At 60.3% G+C, this 16,582-nt stretch carries 13 protein-coding genes and 2 pseudogenes; 10 read left to right on the top strand and 5 right to left on the bottom strand.

Annotated elements, in window-relative coordinates; genetic code table 11:
• The first annotated feature begins 337 nt into the window (after window positions 1-337).
• The 10 genes from ACOI1H_RS18230 to ACOI1H_RS18185 all read left to right on the top strand — a co-directional run bounded on the left by ACOI1H_RS18230 (window position 338) and on the right by ACOI1H_RS18185 (window position 12,457).
• Window positions 338-1,318: a cytochrome c oxidase subunit II gene (locus tag ACOI1H_RS18230; protein ID WP_422439256.1), complete on the top strand. Its 981-nt coding sequence runs from the start codon at window positions 338-340 to the stop codon at window positions 1,316-1,318.
• Window positions 1,315-3,885: a cytochrome c oxidase subunit I gene (ctaD, locus tag ACOI1H_RS18225; RefSeq protein ID WP_422439255.1), complete on the top strand. Its 2,571-nt coding sequence runs from the start codon at window positions 1,315-1,317 to the stop codon at window positions 3,883-3,885. Before ACOI1H_RS18230 ends, ctaD begins: the two co-directional genes overlap by 4 nt.
• Window positions 3,882-4,280, top strand: a complete 399-nt coding sequence (locus tag ACOI1H_RS18220) for a hypothetical protein (protein ID WP_422439254.1) — start codon at window positions 3,882-3,884, stop codon at window positions 4,278-4,280. The genes ctaD and ACOI1H_RS18220 overlap by 4 nt, the downstream gene beginning before the upstream one ends.
• Window positions 4,277-4,840 carry a cytochrome c oxidase assembly protein gene (locus ACOI1H_RS18215; RefSeq protein WP_422439253.1) on the top strand — a complete coding sequence of 188 codons (564 nt, stop codon included), beginning with the start codon at window positions 4,277-4,279 and terminating at the stop codon, window positions 4,838-4,840. Before ACOI1H_RS18220 ends, ACOI1H_RS18215 begins: the two co-directional genes overlap by 4 nt.
• A complete protein-coding gene (locus ACOI1H_RS18210; protein WP_422439252.1) occupies window positions 4,837-5,901 on the top strand; it encodes a c-type cytochrome in 1,065 nt (354 codons plus the stop codon). The genes ACOI1H_RS18215 and ACOI1H_RS18210 overlap by 4 nt, the downstream gene beginning before the upstream one ends.
• A 289-nt stretch (window positions 5,902-6,190) precedes the next feature.
• Entirely contained in the window at window positions 6,191-9,313 is a 3,123-nt protein-coding gene (locus tag ACOI1H_RS18205) for a formate dehydrogenase subunit alpha (RefSeq protein WP_422439251.1), read from the top strand.
• Complete coding sequence (gene fdh3B, locus ACOI1H_RS18200) at window positions 9,313-9,909, top strand: formate dehydrogenase FDH3 subunit beta (protein WP_422439250.1); 597 nt, start codon at window positions 9,313-9,315, stop codon at window positions 9,907-9,909. The genes ACOI1H_RS18205 and fdh3B overlap by 1 nt, the downstream gene beginning before the upstream one ends.
• The gene (locus ACOI1H_RS18195; RefSeq protein WP_422439249.1) at window positions 9,906-11,150 is read left to right on the top strand and encodes a formate dehydrogenase subunit gamma; all 1,245 of its coding nucleotides are present in this window, start codon (window positions 9,906-9,908) and stop codon (window positions 11,148-11,150) included. The genes fdh3B and ACOI1H_RS18195 overlap by 4 nt, the downstream gene beginning before the upstream one ends.
• Window positions 11,147-11,284, top strand: a complete 138-nt coding sequence (locus ACOI1H_RS18190; protein ID WP_422439248.1) for a hypothetical protein — start codon at window positions 11,147-11,149, stop codon at window positions 11,282-11,284. The genes ACOI1H_RS18195 and ACOI1H_RS18190 overlap by 4 nt, the downstream gene beginning before the upstream one ends.
• Window positions 11,285-11,524: 240 nt before the next feature.
• On the top strand, window positions 11,525-12,457 hold the full coding sequence (locus ACOI1H_RS18185; protein WP_422439247.1) for a formate/nitrite transporter family protein: 933 nt from the start codon (window positions 11,525-11,527) through the stop codon (window positions 12,455-12,457).
• Window positions 12,458-12,791: 334 nt separating this feature from the next.
• On the opposite strand, the pseudogene ACOI1H_RS18180 reads toward ACOI1H_RS18185, so the two are convergent.
• From ACOI1H_RS18180 to istA, 5 genes and pseudogenes are all read right to left on the bottom strand, one after another.
• A pseudogene (locus tag ACOI1H_RS18180) lies at window positions 12,792-12,899 on the bottom strand (helix-turn-helix domain-containing protein); the annotation flags it as partial.
• A gap of 98 nt (window positions 12,900-12,997) precedes the next feature.
• Window positions 12,998-13,153 (bottom strand): annotated as a pseudogene (locus ACOI1H_RS18175) (ATP-binding protein); the annotation flags it as partial.
• Window positions 13,154-13,171: 18 nt separating this feature from the next.
• Window positions 13,172-14,107 (bottom strand): IS110 family transposase, encoded by a 936-nt coding sequence (locus ACOI1H_RS18170; RefSeq protein ID WP_422439257.1) that lies wholly within the window; start codon window positions 14,105-14,107, stop codon window positions 13,172-13,174.
• Between the two features lie 190 nt (window positions 14,108-14,297).
• Window positions 14,298-14,915 (bottom strand): ATP-binding protein, encoded by a 618-nt coding sequence (locus tag ACOI1H_RS18165; RefSeq protein WP_422439246.1) that lies wholly within the window; start codon window positions 14,913-14,915, stop codon window positions 14,298-14,300.
• 14 nt (window positions 14,916-14,929) lie between these two features.
• A complete protein-coding gene (gene istA / locus ACOI1H_RS18160) occupies window positions 14,930-16,468 on the bottom strand; it encodes an IS21 family transposase (protein ID WP_422439245.1) in 1,539 nt (512 codons plus the stop codon).
• Window positions 16,469-16,582: the final 114 nt, after the last annotated feature.

Below are 16,582 nucleotides of genomic sequence, written 5' to 3'. Positions count from 1 at the left end.
AATTATTGCGGTTAATTCAAACCTTGCACAGTGCGCAGACCGGCTGCGTCATCGAACATCCTCCAGATGTAATAGTGGCACTCAAAACTAAATGCACAGGCGGTGAATAGGAAAAGTTGCCCCGACAGTTCCGTGCCGATCAGACTACAAATCTACAATGCTGCGTCGCCTCAAACCGGCAGAGGCGGCCTCAAGACCTTGCTCTGCGGACAAAAAAAGCCAGCCCAGAGTGCGTCTACAAGATAAAACTACGCATCAGTCTGGACGTGGGGTGCAGATCGTATAGCTTTGATTGGATGAAACAGAGAGTTCGGCCGCATCAAGGAGACCGCCGCGCATGAAGCCAGGACATATCTTCCCGCCTCTTGCCCTGCTTGTTCTGGGAGCCTGTGTCGGTCGGCAGTCTGTGCTGGACCCGGCGGGGCGGGATGCAACAGCTCTGCTGACGTTGTTTCTGGTGATGCTGGTCGGATTGATTGTGCTGTGGATCGGCGTGAACGGCATGATGCTGTTTTTCCACAAGCTAAGTCCGCGAAAGTACGACGAGGCAACCGCACGCAAACTAATCATTGGCGGCGGCATTGTGTTTCCGACGGTGGTTGTCGCGGCGTTGCTGGCCTGGGGTCTGTCGATCATGCCGAACCAGCGTGCCCCCGGCGACGGGTTGCGGATTGCCGTGACCGGAGAGCAATGGTGGTGGCGCGTGGCCTACTGGCCCGACGGTGCCGAAGCCCCAATCATTGCCGCGAACGAAATCCGGATGCCCGTAGGCGCACGGACGGAATTCACGCTGAACAGTGCTTACGTCCTCCACTCGTTCTGGATTCCCGCGCTGGGGGGAAAGATGGACATGTTTCCGGGGCGCGATACGATGATGTCTCTGGAGCCTGTCAAGGCGGGGATTTTTCGAGGCCAGTGTGCGGAGTTCTGCGGGGCAAGCCATGCGCTGATGGCCTTCGAGACCGTTGCGATGGAGCCTGCCGATTTCGAAGCTTGGTTGGAGCACGAAGCTGAACCAGCCATACCGCCCACAGGTCCCGAGGCTGCGCGGGGAGCGGTGGTCTTTGCCGCCGCAGGCTGCGGCGCTTGCCATACGGTGCGCGGCACCGAGGCAGTCGGGCAGGTGGGACCAGATTTGACGCACGTGGGTAGCCGCAAGAGTTTGGGGGCCGGGATACTGGAGCCGACCCTTGCGAATATCGCCGACTGGATCGCCCATACGGACGACCTAAAACCGGAGGTGGAGATGCCCGCCTATACCGACATGCCGGACGAGGATCTGTTGGCGCTGGCGTCTTATCTGAAGGGCCTGAAATGAAGTACTCCGGCACCAACCGCCCCCAGCCCGCAGGTATCTGGCCCCCGACTGAAGAGATGTTGGCCGCCCCCGTCGACAAAGCGGAGCAGGCGAAGCGCGAGGATCGTCTGCGTGCCGTGTGGAAAGCGCCGACCGGCCTTGCCTATTGGACGGACGTAAATAATGACAAGATCGGCACCTGGTATTCCCTGACGGCGCTGTTCTTCATGCTTTGCGCCGGGGTGCTGGCGCTGCTGATGCGGGTGCAGCTGGCAGTACCGGATAACCAGTTCCTGGATGCAGACCGCTACAACCAGTTTTTTACCATGCACGGCTCGGCAATGATGTTTCTGTTTGCCGTGCCGCTGTTCGAGGCGATCAGCATCCTGATCCTGCCGGCCTTTCTTGGCGCACGCGACATGCCGTTTCCGCGGCTTTCGGCTTATGGTTACTGGTGCTTTCTGATCGGTGGATGCTTCGTGCTCGGGTCGGTTCTGTTCGATTCTGGCCCGCGTGGCGGTTGGTTTATGTATCCACCACTGACGACGATGGACGATGGGATCGGAGCCGACATCTGGCTGCTCGGGCTGTCATTCATTGAGGTTGCCAGTATCGCGGCGGCAGTCGAGTTGATCGTCGGCGTGTTGAAATGCCGCCCGCCGGGCATGCGCGTGAACCTGATGCCGCTTTATGCGTGGTATGTGCTGGTGGTCGGGGGCATGATCCTGTTCGCCTTTCCGCCGTTGATCGCGGGCGATTTCCTGTTCGAGATGGAGCGGTCCTTTGACTGGCCGTTCTTTGACCCGACACGGGGCGGCGATCCGATGCTGTGGCAGCACCTGTTCTGGATCTTTGGCCATCCGGAGGTCTATATCATATTTCTGCCCTCCATTGCGATTGCCGCGATGGTGGTGCCGACGGTCGCGCAACGACCCATTGTAGGGTATTCGTGGATCGTTTTGAGCGCGGTTGGCGTAGGATTCCTGAGCTTTGGCCTGTGGGTGCACCACATGTTCACGACGGGGTTGCCGAACATCTCACTTGGCTTCTTTTCGGCGGCGTCAGAGGCGGTGGTGATTCCGACGGGTATTCAGATCTTTGTCTTTGCGGCGACGCTGATGGTTGGCAAGGTCAAAAAATCCCTTCCGATGCTATGGATTGCGGGGGCGCTGGCGATCTTTACTCTGGGTGGGTTGACGGGGGTGATGCTTGCCATCGCACCGTTTAACTGGGCGGTGCATGATACCTATTTTGTGGTGGCGCACCTGCACTACACGCTGTTTGGCGGCATGATTTTTCCGGTGATGGCGGGGGTATATTATTTCTATCCCTTCATTCGGAAGGGCAAGATGATGTCAGAGACGCTGGGCCGCTGGTCGTTCTGGCTGATCTTCGTCGGCTTCAACGCGGCGTTCCTGCCGATGCATTACACCGGCATGATGGGTATGCCGCGTCGGGTCTATACCTACGGCGAGAGTATGGACTGGGGCTGGCTGAACATGCTGTCCACGGTTTCAAGCTTTGTGATTGCGGCGGGATTCGTTGTGTTCGTCTACGATCTGCTGCGCAAAAAGCGGGATTTCGAGGGACCCAAGCGCAACCCGTGGAACGCTGGCACGCTTGAATGGAGCCATGACGTTCCTGAGGAAAGTTGGGGGGTGCGGTGTATTCCCTATATCGCCACGCGTTATCCGCTGTGGCAGCAGCCGAAGCTCTTGGAGCGGTTGGACACGGGCCGGTATTATCTGCCCGACACGGAGTTCGGACACCGCGAAACCTTGGTGACGACCGTCCTTGATGCCAAGCCGCTGCATATCCAGCGGGTGACGGGGCCGGCTTACGTCACCCTTCTGGCGGCGGGCTTCACGGGCGGGGCGTTCATCTTTCCGACGTTCCACATCTATGTGCCCGCGATTATTTGTGCGGCCTTCGCCATCGTTTGCGTGCTATATTGGCTGTGGACATCGACGGCGATCATTCCGGAGGCGCCTATGGGCGATGTGGGACTGGAATTGACTCTGCCACGCTATGCCTCGGGGTCTGACGCGCCTGGGTGGTGGGCGGTATGGATCACAATGCTAGGGGATGCGACCGCATTTGCATCGCTGGTATTTGGGTTCTTCTTTTACTGGACGGCAAGCGACAATTTCCCGCCGGTCGGCGCGACCCATGCGGATGGCACGATGACCATAGCTGTTGCCGTGCTGCTGGCGAGTTCGTGGGCTGCGACGCGGGTGGCGCGGGGCGTGCACAGGGGCGGCAACATCGATCTGGCGCGTCTGTTGATGGCGGCGAGCATCGTGCTGACGCTGGCGGGCGGGACAGCACTATTAGGGGCGGTCAGCGACCTGCGCCCGACGGAGCACGTCTATCCGGCGCTGATTTGCGGTCTGGCGGTCTGGCTTGGGGCGCACCTGATGCTGGGCGTGATCGGGCAGGGGTATTGTCTGGCACGCAGTCTGGCGGGAAGAATGACCCCTTTGTACGATGCGGATCTGCATAACGTGACGCTGCTGTGGCACTTCATCGCGTTGCAGGCGCTGGTGACCTGCGCAGTGATCGGCCTGTTGCCGGGATGGATGTCATGAAAGTGCAAAGCGCCAGCGAGTTCGGGACCGGCGTCGGCACGCTGCTGAAGATCACGTTGGCACCCATGATCTGGGCGTTTCATTTCGTCATCAGCTATGGCGCAACAGCGGTCTGGTGCGAGAAGCTGACGGCAACCGGCGACACCGTGACGCTGCAGATGTCGCTGATTGGCGTGACCGTGGCGGCGCTTCTGGGGATCGTCGCGTGCGGCGTGGTTGGCTGGCGTGGCTGGACTATGGGTGGTTACGGCGAAGACGGGCATACTCCCGGCATCGGTGACACGGAAAGCCGCCAGCGCTTTCTGGGCCATGCGAGCGTGCTGCTGAGTGTCGTGTCCTTCATCGGCGTGATCTTCGTGATCCTGCCGGTGCTGATGATCGGAACCTGTCGGTGAGAGTGTATGGCATCCTCGGCCTCGCCCTGTTGCTGGCGATCTGGGTCTGGCCGTGGGAGGCTTGGGTTGGCCTGTTTCCCGCCCACATGGTCCGGCATATGGGGCTGGTCGCGGTAGCGGCGCCCCTGCTGGTCATCGGATTCCCGAAGCTGACGTCGATCTTTGCGATTTCGCCGCTGGCGGCAACGGTGTTCGAGTTCGTCACGGTCTGGGGCTTTCATCTGCCCGCCCTGCACGAAGGCGCTGCGTTCAGCACGCCCGCCTTTGTCGCGGAACAGGCGCTGTTCCTGCTGGCGGGCCTGTGCGTCTGGGCGGGGTGCTTGCGCAGTGGCGGATTGGCCGGGGCAGGGGGGCTGCTGCTGACGTCGATGCACATGACATTGCTGGGTGCCTTGCTGACGTTAGCACCACGGGTGCTTTATGTGCCGGGGTGCGTCGGGTCACTGGCGGAACAACAGTTGGGCGGCATGATGATGCTGGCCATCGGCACGCCGATCTATCTGATTGCGGGTCTGTGGCTGACCAGCGGCGCATTGCGGACCGAAGGAGAGGCCCTGTGAAACGTGTATTTCAGACGTTCGCCGTGCTAGCCGTACTTGCTTTTCTTGGCGGTGCGGCGGTCGTGTTCGGCGGGCTTTATAATGTGTCCGCGCGGCAGGGACATGTTCCCGGCGTACCGTTCATCCTGCACACGACCTTCAACAACTCTGTCCGGTTGCGGGCTCCAAGTCAAAGCGCTGTTCCTGATCTGGGGGCCGAGGGGATGGTCGCACTCGGGGCCAAGCATTTCGACAGCGGTTGCAAGGTTTGCCACGCGGCGCCGGGGCAAGAACGCTGGGCAATCCCCACGGTGATGGTGCCGCAGCCGCCGCACATCATGGAAGCGGTGAAGAACTGGGAGCCGAACGAGTTACACTGGATCGTAAACGAGGGCGTAAAGATGTCTGGCATGCCCTATTGGCCCGCGACGCGGACCGACGATATCTGGCCCGTCGTGGCTTTTCTGGAAGCGGTGCAGGATGGCATGACCGGCGAGGCCTACGCCGATCTGACCGCACATCCCGCACGTCCCGCTGATGCGCCAGTGGCCTTGCCCTATTGTGCGATGTGTCACGGCACCACGGGGCGCAGCGACAATCCCAAGATCCCGCGGCTGGATATTCAGCCGCAGGCCTATCTGGAGCAGACGCTATTGGCCTATGCCGATGGCAGCCGCGACAGCGGGATCATGCATGTGGCGGTCAGCCAAGTGACCGAAGCCGACCTGATGGAGCTGGCAGCATGGTTTGGATCGCAGGAGGCTGACCCGGTGGCAATGAGTATCGTGGGCGACCGCGATCTGGTTGAACGGGGCGCTGTGCTGGCCCTGCGCGGCACCCGCGACGTGCCGGCCTGTACCGCGTGCCATGGCCCCAAGGCCGGACCACGGGCCACGGACTTTCCGCGTCTTGCCGGGCAAAGCGTCGTGTATCTGGAAGAGCAGTTGCACCTTTGGCGTGATGGCATACGCGGCGGCGGGGCCAAGGCGAACCTGATGATGAAGGCTGCGCAGGATCTGAGCGGCGATGATATCGACGCCCTGTCGGCGTGGTTTGCCGCACAGCCCGCCGCCGAATGGTAATCGGCAACGTTGTCGTTACAACACCTTGACAGGCTGTTGTGCGGATCTACGATTCAAGTTCCATTTTACAGTGAACATCATGGCCGATAGTCCCGATCTCATCCGCCGCCGCCTGCTGGTCGGTGTGCCACTGGCCTCGGCGAGCATGGCGCTTGGTGCGACGACGGCAGAGGCAGTAGTGCCCCCGTCGGTTGTTGCCGATCCACTCCAGCCTTTTTTCAGCACAACCGACCATGTAGCTACCTACTATAAGCTCGCACGGAGCTGACCGCACCAGAGGAGTCTCGGAATGCTTCGCCGACGCACAACGATCCCGACGACACAGACGCCGACACCTCGCACTGGCACGACGCGCCGGGACTTTCTGCGGAACTCCGGCCTTGCCGGTCTGGTGTTGGGGAGCATCGGCAGCACTGCCGGACGTGTCACCCGTGCCGAGGCGGCGACTTTTGTGCCCCCGTTGGGCATGACCTATCACAAGACAATCTGTCAGTTCTGTTCCGTCGGCTGTTCGTTGTGGGCCGAGGTCGAGAACGGCGTATGGGTCGGCCAAGAGCCCGCGTTTGAATCCCCCATCAATCAAGGCACCCACTGTGCCAAGGGCGCGGCGATGCGCGAAATCGCCATCGGTGAGCGGCGCTTGAAGTATCCAATGAAGAAGGTCGCGGGCGAGTGGACCCGCATCAGCTGGGATCAGGCTATTTCAGAGCTGGGCGAGAAGCTACTGGGCATCCGGGAGGAATTCGGCCCCGACTCCGTCTATTGGCTGGGGTCGGCGAAGTATTCCAATGAGCAGAGCTATCTATTCCGCAAATTTGCGGCTTTCTGGGGGACGAACAACGTCGACCATCAGGCGCGGATCTGTCACTCTACGACCGTGGCTGGTGTGGCGAACACCTATGGTTACGGTGCCATGACCAACACGTTCAACGATATCCGCAACGCCAAATCCATTCTGATCATTGGTGGCAACCCCGCCGAGGCGCACCCTGTGTCGATGTTGCATGTGCTGGCGGGCAAGGAGAACGGCGGCAAGATGATCGTCGTCGATCCGCGGTTCACGCGTACGGCGGCGCACGCAGACGAATATGTCCGTATCCGGCCCGGTGCCGATATCGGCTTCATGCTGGGTCTAGTGCGCGAAATTTTTGCGAATGGATGGGAAGACAAGGAATACATCCGTCAGCGCGTCTGGGGCATGGACCAGATCCGCGAAGAGGTGCAGCACTGGACGCTGGAAGAGGTCGAGCGCGTGTCTGGCATTCCAGCGGAGCAGACCGCTCGTGTGGCGCGGATAATCTCCGAGAACCGCCCTGGCACGCTGATCTGGTGCATGGGACTGACACAATCCACCGTCGGCAGCTCCAAAACCCGTGCCGCATCAATTCTGCAATTGGTGCTGGGCAATATTGGTAAATCTGGCGGTGGCGCGAACATCTTTCGCGGGCATGATAACGTGCAGGGGGCAACCGATATGGGCGTGTCCTGCGACAGCTTGCCCGCCTACTACGGTTTGGAAGCGGGGGCATGGAAGCATTGGTGCCGCGTTTGGGACGTAGACTACGAGTGGATGAAGGCGCGCTTTGCCTCTAAGGAGCTGATGGAGGAAGCTGGGATACCCCTGTCGCGCTATATGGACGCGATCCTGGAGCCTGCGGAGAATCTCGACCAGCCGAACCCCGTGAAGGCGATGATGTTCTGGGGGCATGCCGCAAACTCCATCACTCGCGGACCGGAGCAGCGCGAGGCGCTGGACAAGGTCGATGTCCTTTGCGTCATCGACCCGCATCCGACGCAGGTGGCGATCATGTCCAGCAAGCAGGATAACGTGTACCTGCTACCCGCCGCGACGACGGCAGAAATTCACGGGTCCGTCACGAATTCCAGCCGGTCCCTGCAATGGCGCGACAAAGTCTTCGATCCCTTGTTCGAGGCAAAGTCAGATTATGAAATCACGTATCTCTTCGCCAAAGCGTTCGGGTTTGCGGATGAGATGTTCAAGCACATCGCCGTCGTGGGGAACCAACCGGTGGCCGAAGACATGCTGCGCGAGATCAACAAGGGCACGTGGACAATCGGTTATACGGGCCAAAGCCCTGAGCGGTTGAAGCTGCACATGGCGCATCAGGATAAATTCGACAGCATCACACTGAAGGGGATGTCGGAACCTGTGCTGGACGAATATTATTGCCTGCCATGGCCCACTTGGGGTAACCCAGAGCACGGGCATCCTGGTACGCCGATCCTGTACGACACCTCGAAGCCAGTGGCCGCAGGCGGCCTGCCGTTCCGGGCACGCTGGGGTGTGGAGCACGACGGTGAGAACCTGTTGGCCGAATCCAGCTTTCCCGTAGGAAGCGACATCGAGGACGGCTATCCCGAAGGCACGGTGGGCATGTTGGATGCACTGGGGTGGACGAGCGAGCTGACCGCTAAGGAACGGCTGATCATCGTTTCCATCGGTGCGGACCGCTTTAGCTACGACATGTTCGACATGACCGAGGCTGAAGCACAGGCTATCATGGACGAGCTGACAATTGCGGCGTTGCAAGGCAAAAGCGGCGGATCGGACGATATCGACGAAAGCTGGGGCGGTGCTGACCTTGACGGCCAAGACAAGGATCAGCAGGCTATCGTCAAACGCTTTGGCGACTATCCCGAAAATGCTCTGACCGCGATCCGGGCCTATCTGGCGGACAACCCGCAGGAAAATTCCGATGACGAAATGACTCTGCGCGACAAAATCCAACGCGTGAACTGGAAAGCAGATCTCTCAGGCGGCATCCAGCGCGTGATGATCGCGCACGGCTTGGCACCTTATGGCAATGGCAAGGCCCGCACCGTGGTCTGGACCTTCCCTGACCCGATCCCCAAGCATCGCGAGCCACTGCTGACGCCGCGCCGCGACCTACTTCCGGAATACGCGACCTACGAGGATCAGCGCAAATGGCGAGTGCCGGTCTTGTACGAAAGCATCCAGACCATCGATTATTCCGTCGAGTTCCCGATGATTCTGACGTCCGGCCGTTTGGTGGAATACGAAGGCGGCGGCGACGAGACACGCTCCAACAAATGGCTGGCAGAGTTCCAGCAGCAGATGTTCGTTGAGATCAACCCGGTCGATGCCGATCGGGCCGGTGTGAGCGATGGCAATTTTTGCTGGATCGCTAGCCCAAATGGACGGATCAGAGTCAAGGCACTGGTCACGCGGCGGGTGGGTGAAGGCACAGTTTTTCTACCCTTCCACTTCGCGGGGTTTTGGATGGGCGAGGATCTGACCTGGCGCTATCCTGCTGGCAGCGAGCCCTATGTTTTCGGTGAAGCGTCGAACACGATCCAGACCTACGGCTACGATATCGTGACACAAATGCAAGAAACCAAGTCAACCCTTTGCCGGATTGAGGCTGCCTGATGGCACGTTTGAAATTCCTTTGCGACACGGACCGCTGCATTGAATGCAATGCCTGTGCGACGTCCTGCAAAAATGAGCATGAGGTACCTTGGGGCATGGTGCGCCGCCGGGTCGTGACCATCGACGATGGCGAACCCGGAGAGAAATCCATCGCGATTTCCTGCATGCACTGCACCGACGCGCCCTGCGTCGCGGTGTGCCCGGTCAGCACGCTCTATCAGACAGACATCGGCGTCGTGCTGCACGACAAGGACACCTGCATCGGCTGCGGCTACTGCTTTTATGCGTGCCCCTTTGGCGCACCGCAGTTCCCGCGTGCAACCCTTTTCGGGACGCGCGGCATCATGGATAAATGCACCTACTGCGCTGGTGGGCCCGAGGAGAATGGATCTGAGGCCGAGTTCCGTAAATACGGCCGCAACCGGATAGCCGAAGGCAAACTGCCGATCTGCGCAGAGGTCTGTTCGACCAGGGCATTGCTGGCGGGTGATGGCGAGGTGATCGGCGAGATCTACCGCGAGCGTGTCGTGGCCCGTGGCTTCGGGTCCGGCGCATGGGGTTGGAAAACCGCATATTATCCGGAGCAGGGCGTATGAGCGACGAGGTCATTGTTCACGGGAGAGATTTTAAGCGCTACAGGATTGGCGGTGCGATCGTCGCCTTTGTGCTGGCTTTGGGGTTGGTCTGGCAGATTTACGAAATAATCGATGGCGACGCCCGCACGGTACCGGAGGTGCGATGGGGTGTGGTCATATACAACGGTGAGGTGATGGGACCGCAGAACGAACCTTCTGGCCTACTGACCGCAGAGGTGCTGGCGGCGCGAACCACCTACCAGGCGGAGCGCTATCTGACCGGACCTTCACCCGCACAGGAACGGCCGCTTTACACTGTGGTTCCCGATACCATGATGGCGACACAACCCCTCACTGGCAGCGGTGAGGCCTATACGGAAAGCTGGGCCACATTCGATGCGGGCACGGGTCCCATGTTGCGTAGCCCCGAGCGCATCATCGGCGTCTCTTCACTGCCCTATCCTAACGCCGCCCTGTTTGAGAGACCCGTCGCGCGCGACTGGCGCCTCGGCGTGGCAGGCTTTGCCACGCACCTCGGCGCGTTGGCGATTCTTGGCATGGGCTTTCTGCTGGCAACATTTCTGGCAATCCGGGGCCGGGTGCCGATCGCCCATGGTCGCAGCCCCCATACGGTCAAGCGCTTTGGCTTGCTGGAGCGTGCGACGCACTGGATGACGTCGGTCAGCTTCATCGGTCTGTCGCTGACGGGTCTGGCAATCGCCTTCGGAAAAACCCTCTTCATCCCGCTGGGTGAAGGGGCAATGGGCGCAATCGGTTGGATATCAACGTGGGGTCACATGATGTTTTTTCCGTCGTTCGCGCTGGGGATCATCGTCATGGCTGTGATGTGGACGCACCGGAACATTCCATCGTTGCGGGACTGGCACTGGCTGAAAGCGGCTGGCGGCATGCTGACCGACGGTGGTCCGAACCCACCCGCCAAGAAATTCAATGCGGGGCAAAAGATCATCTTCTGGTCGGCCGTGCTGGGCGGAGCCTTGATGGTCGTCAGTGGTGTAACCCTGATGTTCCCGTACTACTGGGCCGACCTCGGTACACTATCTTGGGCGATGCTGATCCATGCCATCGTGGGGCTGCTGCTGATCTCGATCTTCATCGGTCACATCTACATCGGCACCGTAGGTATGCAGGGTGCCTTCTGGGCGATGTGGGGTGGTCAGGTTGATCGCAACTGGGCCAAGGAACACCATGAACTATGGTTGGCCGAGATCGAAGGCCGCATCAAGAAGGACCGGACATGATTGGATTTTTGGCTGGTGCGTTGACTGCCTTTTTGCTTGCGACCCTCACATGGTTTGCGTTGCAAAGCGGCACGGTGATGATGACCGAGCGGTTTGATGGTCCGAACTTGCAACTCGAAGGGGTTAATCGATAGCTCCTTTTCAGCATTAGGGCACGTCCCGGCGAAACTTACTAAGACCTTGGGTTGACGTAAAGCAGTCGCATGGCTGTGGGCAATGAACCTGTTCGCTTTCTCGATATTGGGTATCTGACCATCGCGAGGAGCGAACCCAAGGTCAGGTGTTATCAGGCCCATTCGTTCGAATTTTACTATCATATAAGTGGACGCTCCCTCAGAGTGCGCCAGTTACTTCAAGTCAAAGCGAGAATGCCCATGAGCGACGAGACAGGGCGGGATGCCCACCGCGCCAACGACGCAAAACTGTCAAGCGGTACGCAAAAGAGATTTAACCGCACCGAACATGATAGCAACGCGCCCGAGGAAGAGGACGCCGTTCAACACGCATCTCACTTGTCTGCAAAACTGGTGTATCAAGTCGTCCGCCGGGAAGGTGACGATGAACTGGAACGCCCCAACAATTCGCTGTTCTGGTCCGGAATCGCCGCAGGGGTCTGCATCAGCTTTTCCGTCATTGGCGAGGCAGTGTTCAAAACGTACCTGCCCGACGCCGTTTGGCTGCCGCTCGTCGAAAGCCTTGGCTACACCTTCGGCTTTCTGATTGTCATTCTGGGGCGGATGCAGCTGTTCACAGAAAACACGCTGACCACCGTGCTGCCGGTGTTCGCAAACCCCAGCCTTTACAAACTGTGGCGCGTGGCACGTCTGTGGGGAATCGTGCTAAGTGCCAACGTCATCGGGTGCTTCATTGCGGCCGCGTTCATCGCCTTCATGCCCACGTTCGAGCCTGAAATGCTGGTCAGTATTACTGAAATCAGCCAACGTGCGACGGGGCATGGAGCATGGGTCGGCTTTGCCAAGGCAGTGCCAGCGGGTCTGCTCATCGCAGCACTCGTCTGGATGATGGCGGCGGGCGAACAAGACAACTTTTTCATCATCATTATAATGACATGGCTGATCGCCGCCGGTGGGTTTGCACATATCATCGCGGGTTCAGTCGAGATGGCATATCTGCTGCTGATTGGCGAAATGGGTCTGATGGCAGCCGTGTTCGGCTTCTTCATCCCGGTGTTTTTGGGCAATGTGTTCGGCGGCACCGTTGTGTTCGCCTTGATCACTTGGGGTCAGGTGCGCGAAGAGGTACAAAACGCCAGCGACAGGAACAGTTCCGGTCAGAAATCTGGATAATTGTACCCCACGGTCCAGGTCAGCATCGTCAGGGTCGGCACTTCGTGAATAATGAAATGACCGAAGCCCGGTGTTCGGATCGTTGACGTGTTAGGGAAGGCCACCGAGGGTCCTTTTAATCGTGGTGGCCGTTTCGGCAGTGTCACGTCGCTTCAAAGACTAAACGCAAGGTCCCAGAAATGGCGAAACATCTCCGACGCAACCTATGCGGCGTCGTCAATGCCGAGGCCTTACAAACAGCGATTTAGCCAATCGTACGTCATCTGTTTCATCAACTGGAGCTCAAACCGGATTGAGAACATCGGACTGGCGCGCAGCACTTCGCACAGGCGGGTCATTCCTCGATTCGGTAACCGACTCCGCGCACTGTCTTGATCAGGTCGGCGTCGAACGGCTTGTCGACTTTGGCCCGCAGCCGGCTTATATGAGTTTCCACCACGTTGGTTTGGGTGCGTATTCCACGGAAGATGGGCATCGGTTCCACGGCATCGTGGGCAGCCATTCCACGCCTCGGGCAGTCTGGCCGACTGGTGCATGGAGTCAGGCTCGACCCGTTGGGTCAAGCGGTTTCATCGTGGCGGCGCGCTTCCGCATGCTTTCTCCGGCGAGGGGCAGACGATGGGCATTGTGGACGATCCGGTCCAGAATGGCGTCGGCCAGTGTTGGATCGCCGATGGCGTCGTGCCAGTGTTCGACCCGGAGTATCCGTCTTGATCAAGCGGTTTTTTGGGTCCACGTGCGATCAGCTTTGACCAACGCATTCGCCGTTTCGATGAGCTTGCGCATGACGGCGACGATGGCGACCTTGGCGGGTTTTCCCGCGCTGCGCAGGTGTTCGTATTTGGCCTTGAGATCCGGATTGTGGCGCATGGCGACCAATGCGGGCATATAGAGAGCATCGCGCAATGGTTTTCGCCCGCCTCCAATGAAAGCCTTGCCCTGCCACTGACCAGACTGGCGTGTGATGGGCGCGAGACCAGCCAGGCTTGCCACCTGTTTGCGTTCAAGCGTGCCGATCTCCGGCATCAGGGTCAGCATGGCGGCGGCCGTCACAGCGCCGATCCCCGGCATGGAGCACAGAATATCGCGGTTGCGTGCAGTGATATGCCCTGCCGTGATCAGTGCTGCAATTTCGGCGTCCAGTTCGACAACATGACGTTCCACCTGGGTAAGCCGCGCCTTGGTCTGACGTTTCAGGATAGCGATATCCTGGGTTTGGGCACGGTTGCGCAATCTCGTGCGATCCTTGATCAATCCGGCGCGCGAAACGTGCAGCTCCCTGAGAACAAGGGTTTCCTTGAAAAATGGCGCTTGGGGTTCAAGGCCGAACGCGGCCCCCATGCGCGCCAGCATCCGGGCATCGACAGCATCGGTCTTGGCACGGGTTCCGTGCGCCTCGGCGAACCGGCGCGCTTGCAGCGGGTTCACCTTGACCAAAGGAAACTTCTCGCCAAGCGCCGCCTCGAAGGCCTTGTGATACGGCCCCGTCGGCTCAAAAACGATCCGTGCAACCGGGGCCTTGCCCAGCCATTTGGCCAAAGCGCGAAATACCCCAGCCGAATTATCGAAGCGCTGCGCCGCTCCATCTTCCAGCCGGAACACGTCCAGATGGGATTTGGAAATGTCCACGCCAATGGTATGATCTGTCATCTTCGCCATGTCCTATGCTTGTCATGCGTGGCTTAATCACGCGTATCCGTTCAGGCCCTTGGTGAAGACGGCGGCTGATCAAACTCCCGAACGGTCCATCACGACCCAGCTGATTGCGATCTAACCGCCGCCACTGCCCACCATAAATGGTGTGGTGGGCAGTGGCTCCTTCATACCCCAAGAGCCGAGTTCAGGATAAGACAAGCTGGCTGGTGACGATCGTGGAGCCACGGCCGTGTCGGTCCTCGAGGATCTCCAGCATGTCCCGTCGCTCCTGTGAGGTCAGGACGGCAAGGCCCCAGCCATCGAGAATGAGCAGGTCGGTCCTGGCGAGCACTTTGAGCATCCGGGCGTGTCGGCCGTCGCCTCTGGCGATGGCGAGGGCCTCGAAGAGACGCCCCACCCGATGGTAGGCGACGGCGCGGCCGTCGCGGCAAGCTTTGTGGCCGAGCGCGCAGGCGACCCAGCTTTTTCCCAGACCAGTCGGGCCGGTGATGAGCAGGTTCTCGTGGCGCCCGATCCATGCGCCATCGACTAGGTGAGCCATGACGGCGCGATCGATGCCGCGCGGGGTGCGCAGGTCAATATCCTCGACACAGGCGGCCTGGCGCAGGGCGGCGAACTTGAGGCGGGCTGTCAGTCGCTTGGCGTCTCGTTCGGCGGCTTCCCGATCGACCAAAAGGCCCAGCCGTTCTTCGAAGCTGAGGCCGTCGAAGGTGGTCGGGGCGTGACGCTGTTCGTCCAGCGCCTTGGCCATGCCGGTGAAGCCGAGGGCGATCAGGCGCTCGGAAGTGGGATGGATCAGCAAGGTGGGATCTCCTTTTAATGATAATAGCCCTGTCCGCGGATGTTCGGGTGCTGGAGAGGAAGCTGTTCGGGGTCTTCTTCGAGGAAGGCAGTGTCGAGCCCGTTCTTCAGGATCGATCTGATGGAGGCGACGGAACGGGCCCGAATGGATAGTCCACGCCGACAGGCGGCATCGATGCGGGCAGGCTCATGGCTCTTGGCCAGCGCCAGAACGCCAAGGCAGCTTCGAAAGCCCTGCTCGGGATGGGGGCGGTCGGCCATCACAGCCTCGCAAAATGCCGCCACCGACGGACCGAGCTTTTCGGCCTGCGCCAACACGCGGGCCGGCGTCCATTCCGCATGGCGACGGTGGGACGAAGGCATGTGCTCTGGAACCGTAACGTGGCTGCGTCGGCCAGGGCAGCGCGGATGGCTGGCAACCCGTTGCCCCTTGTGGAAGATCTCGACCACAGCGCCGCAGACCCGGACGTCGACCTCTTGCCGGATCAGCCCGAACGGCACGGAATACCACGAACTGTCGACCTCGACGTGATAGTCGGGCGCGACGCGGGCGCGCTTCCAGCGGGCGAACGTGTAAGGCTCCGGCGGCAGCGGCTGGAGGTTCGGCCGGTCAATCGTGGCGAAGAGATCGGCACGGCTGGCACCATAGCCGCGCATGACGCGCACGTTCAGTTCGTCCAGCAGCCGCCGGATCGCGGCGTTCAGATCGGCCAGTGAGAAGAAGCGCAGATTGCGCAGCCGCGCGAGAATCCAGCGCTGCGCGACTTGCACGGCGACTTCCACCTTTGCCTTGTCGCGCGGCTTGTAAGGACGCGCCGGCAGGATCGCCGTGCCGTAATGGCTGGCCATCTCGGCATAGGTCCGGTTCAGGCCCGGATCGAAACGATCCGCCTTGAACACCGCCGACTTCAGGTTGTCCGGCACCACGACCTTCGGCACGCCGCGCAGAAAGGCAAACATTCGAACGTGCGCGCCAATCCAGTCCTCGAGGCTTTCGGACGTCACGGCCTCAGCGTAGGTGTAGTTCGAAGCCCCCATCGCCGCCACGAACAGCTTCATCGCCCGGATTTCCCCAGTTGCAGGATCGATTACGTCAACCGTGTCGCCCGCGAAGTCGACGAAGACCTTTTCTCCGCCGATATGCGTCTGTCGCATTGTGGGCCGGACCCGACCCTTCCAGGCCTCGTAATGCTCGCAGAACCACGCATAGCCGAAGCCAAAGGGATGGGCCGCACGATATTCTTCCCAGAGCAGGGCGCGCGTGACCGCCGGGCGCCGCAGTTCCCGATCCACGAGGGACCAATCGGGCACAGGGCGCTCCCCGTCCGGCACTGACGGCGCGGCCGGGAACAACAGCAACTCGATGTCGTCATCGGACAGAGCGCCGGGAAGCGGCCAGGTTAGACCCGCTGTCCGCGCCCGCCCGAGATACGCCCCGACAGTTCCCTTTCCAAGGCCAAGCGAGGCGGCGATCGCCCTATCGCTCATCCCCTGAGCATACTTCAACCGTAGCACATCTCGTATCCGGCGCATTGACAGTCGTCCCGTTGGCATCTCGGCTCCCTCGCTCAAAACGAGGCTCACCGTAGCTTCAGACTGTCGGCCAATCCGCCCACGATCGCGTGGAACGGCTGCCCATCATCGCGTGGAACACGCAGTTTGGGGGTC

Source organism: Loktanella sp. DJP18, from assembly GCF_049310965.1.
GTDB lineage: Bacteria > Pseudomonadota > Alphaproteobacteria > Rhodobacterales > Rhodobacteraceae > Loktanella.
Note: the sequence above shows the minus strand (reverse complement) of the source record. Positions and strands in the feature narration are given on the sequence as shown.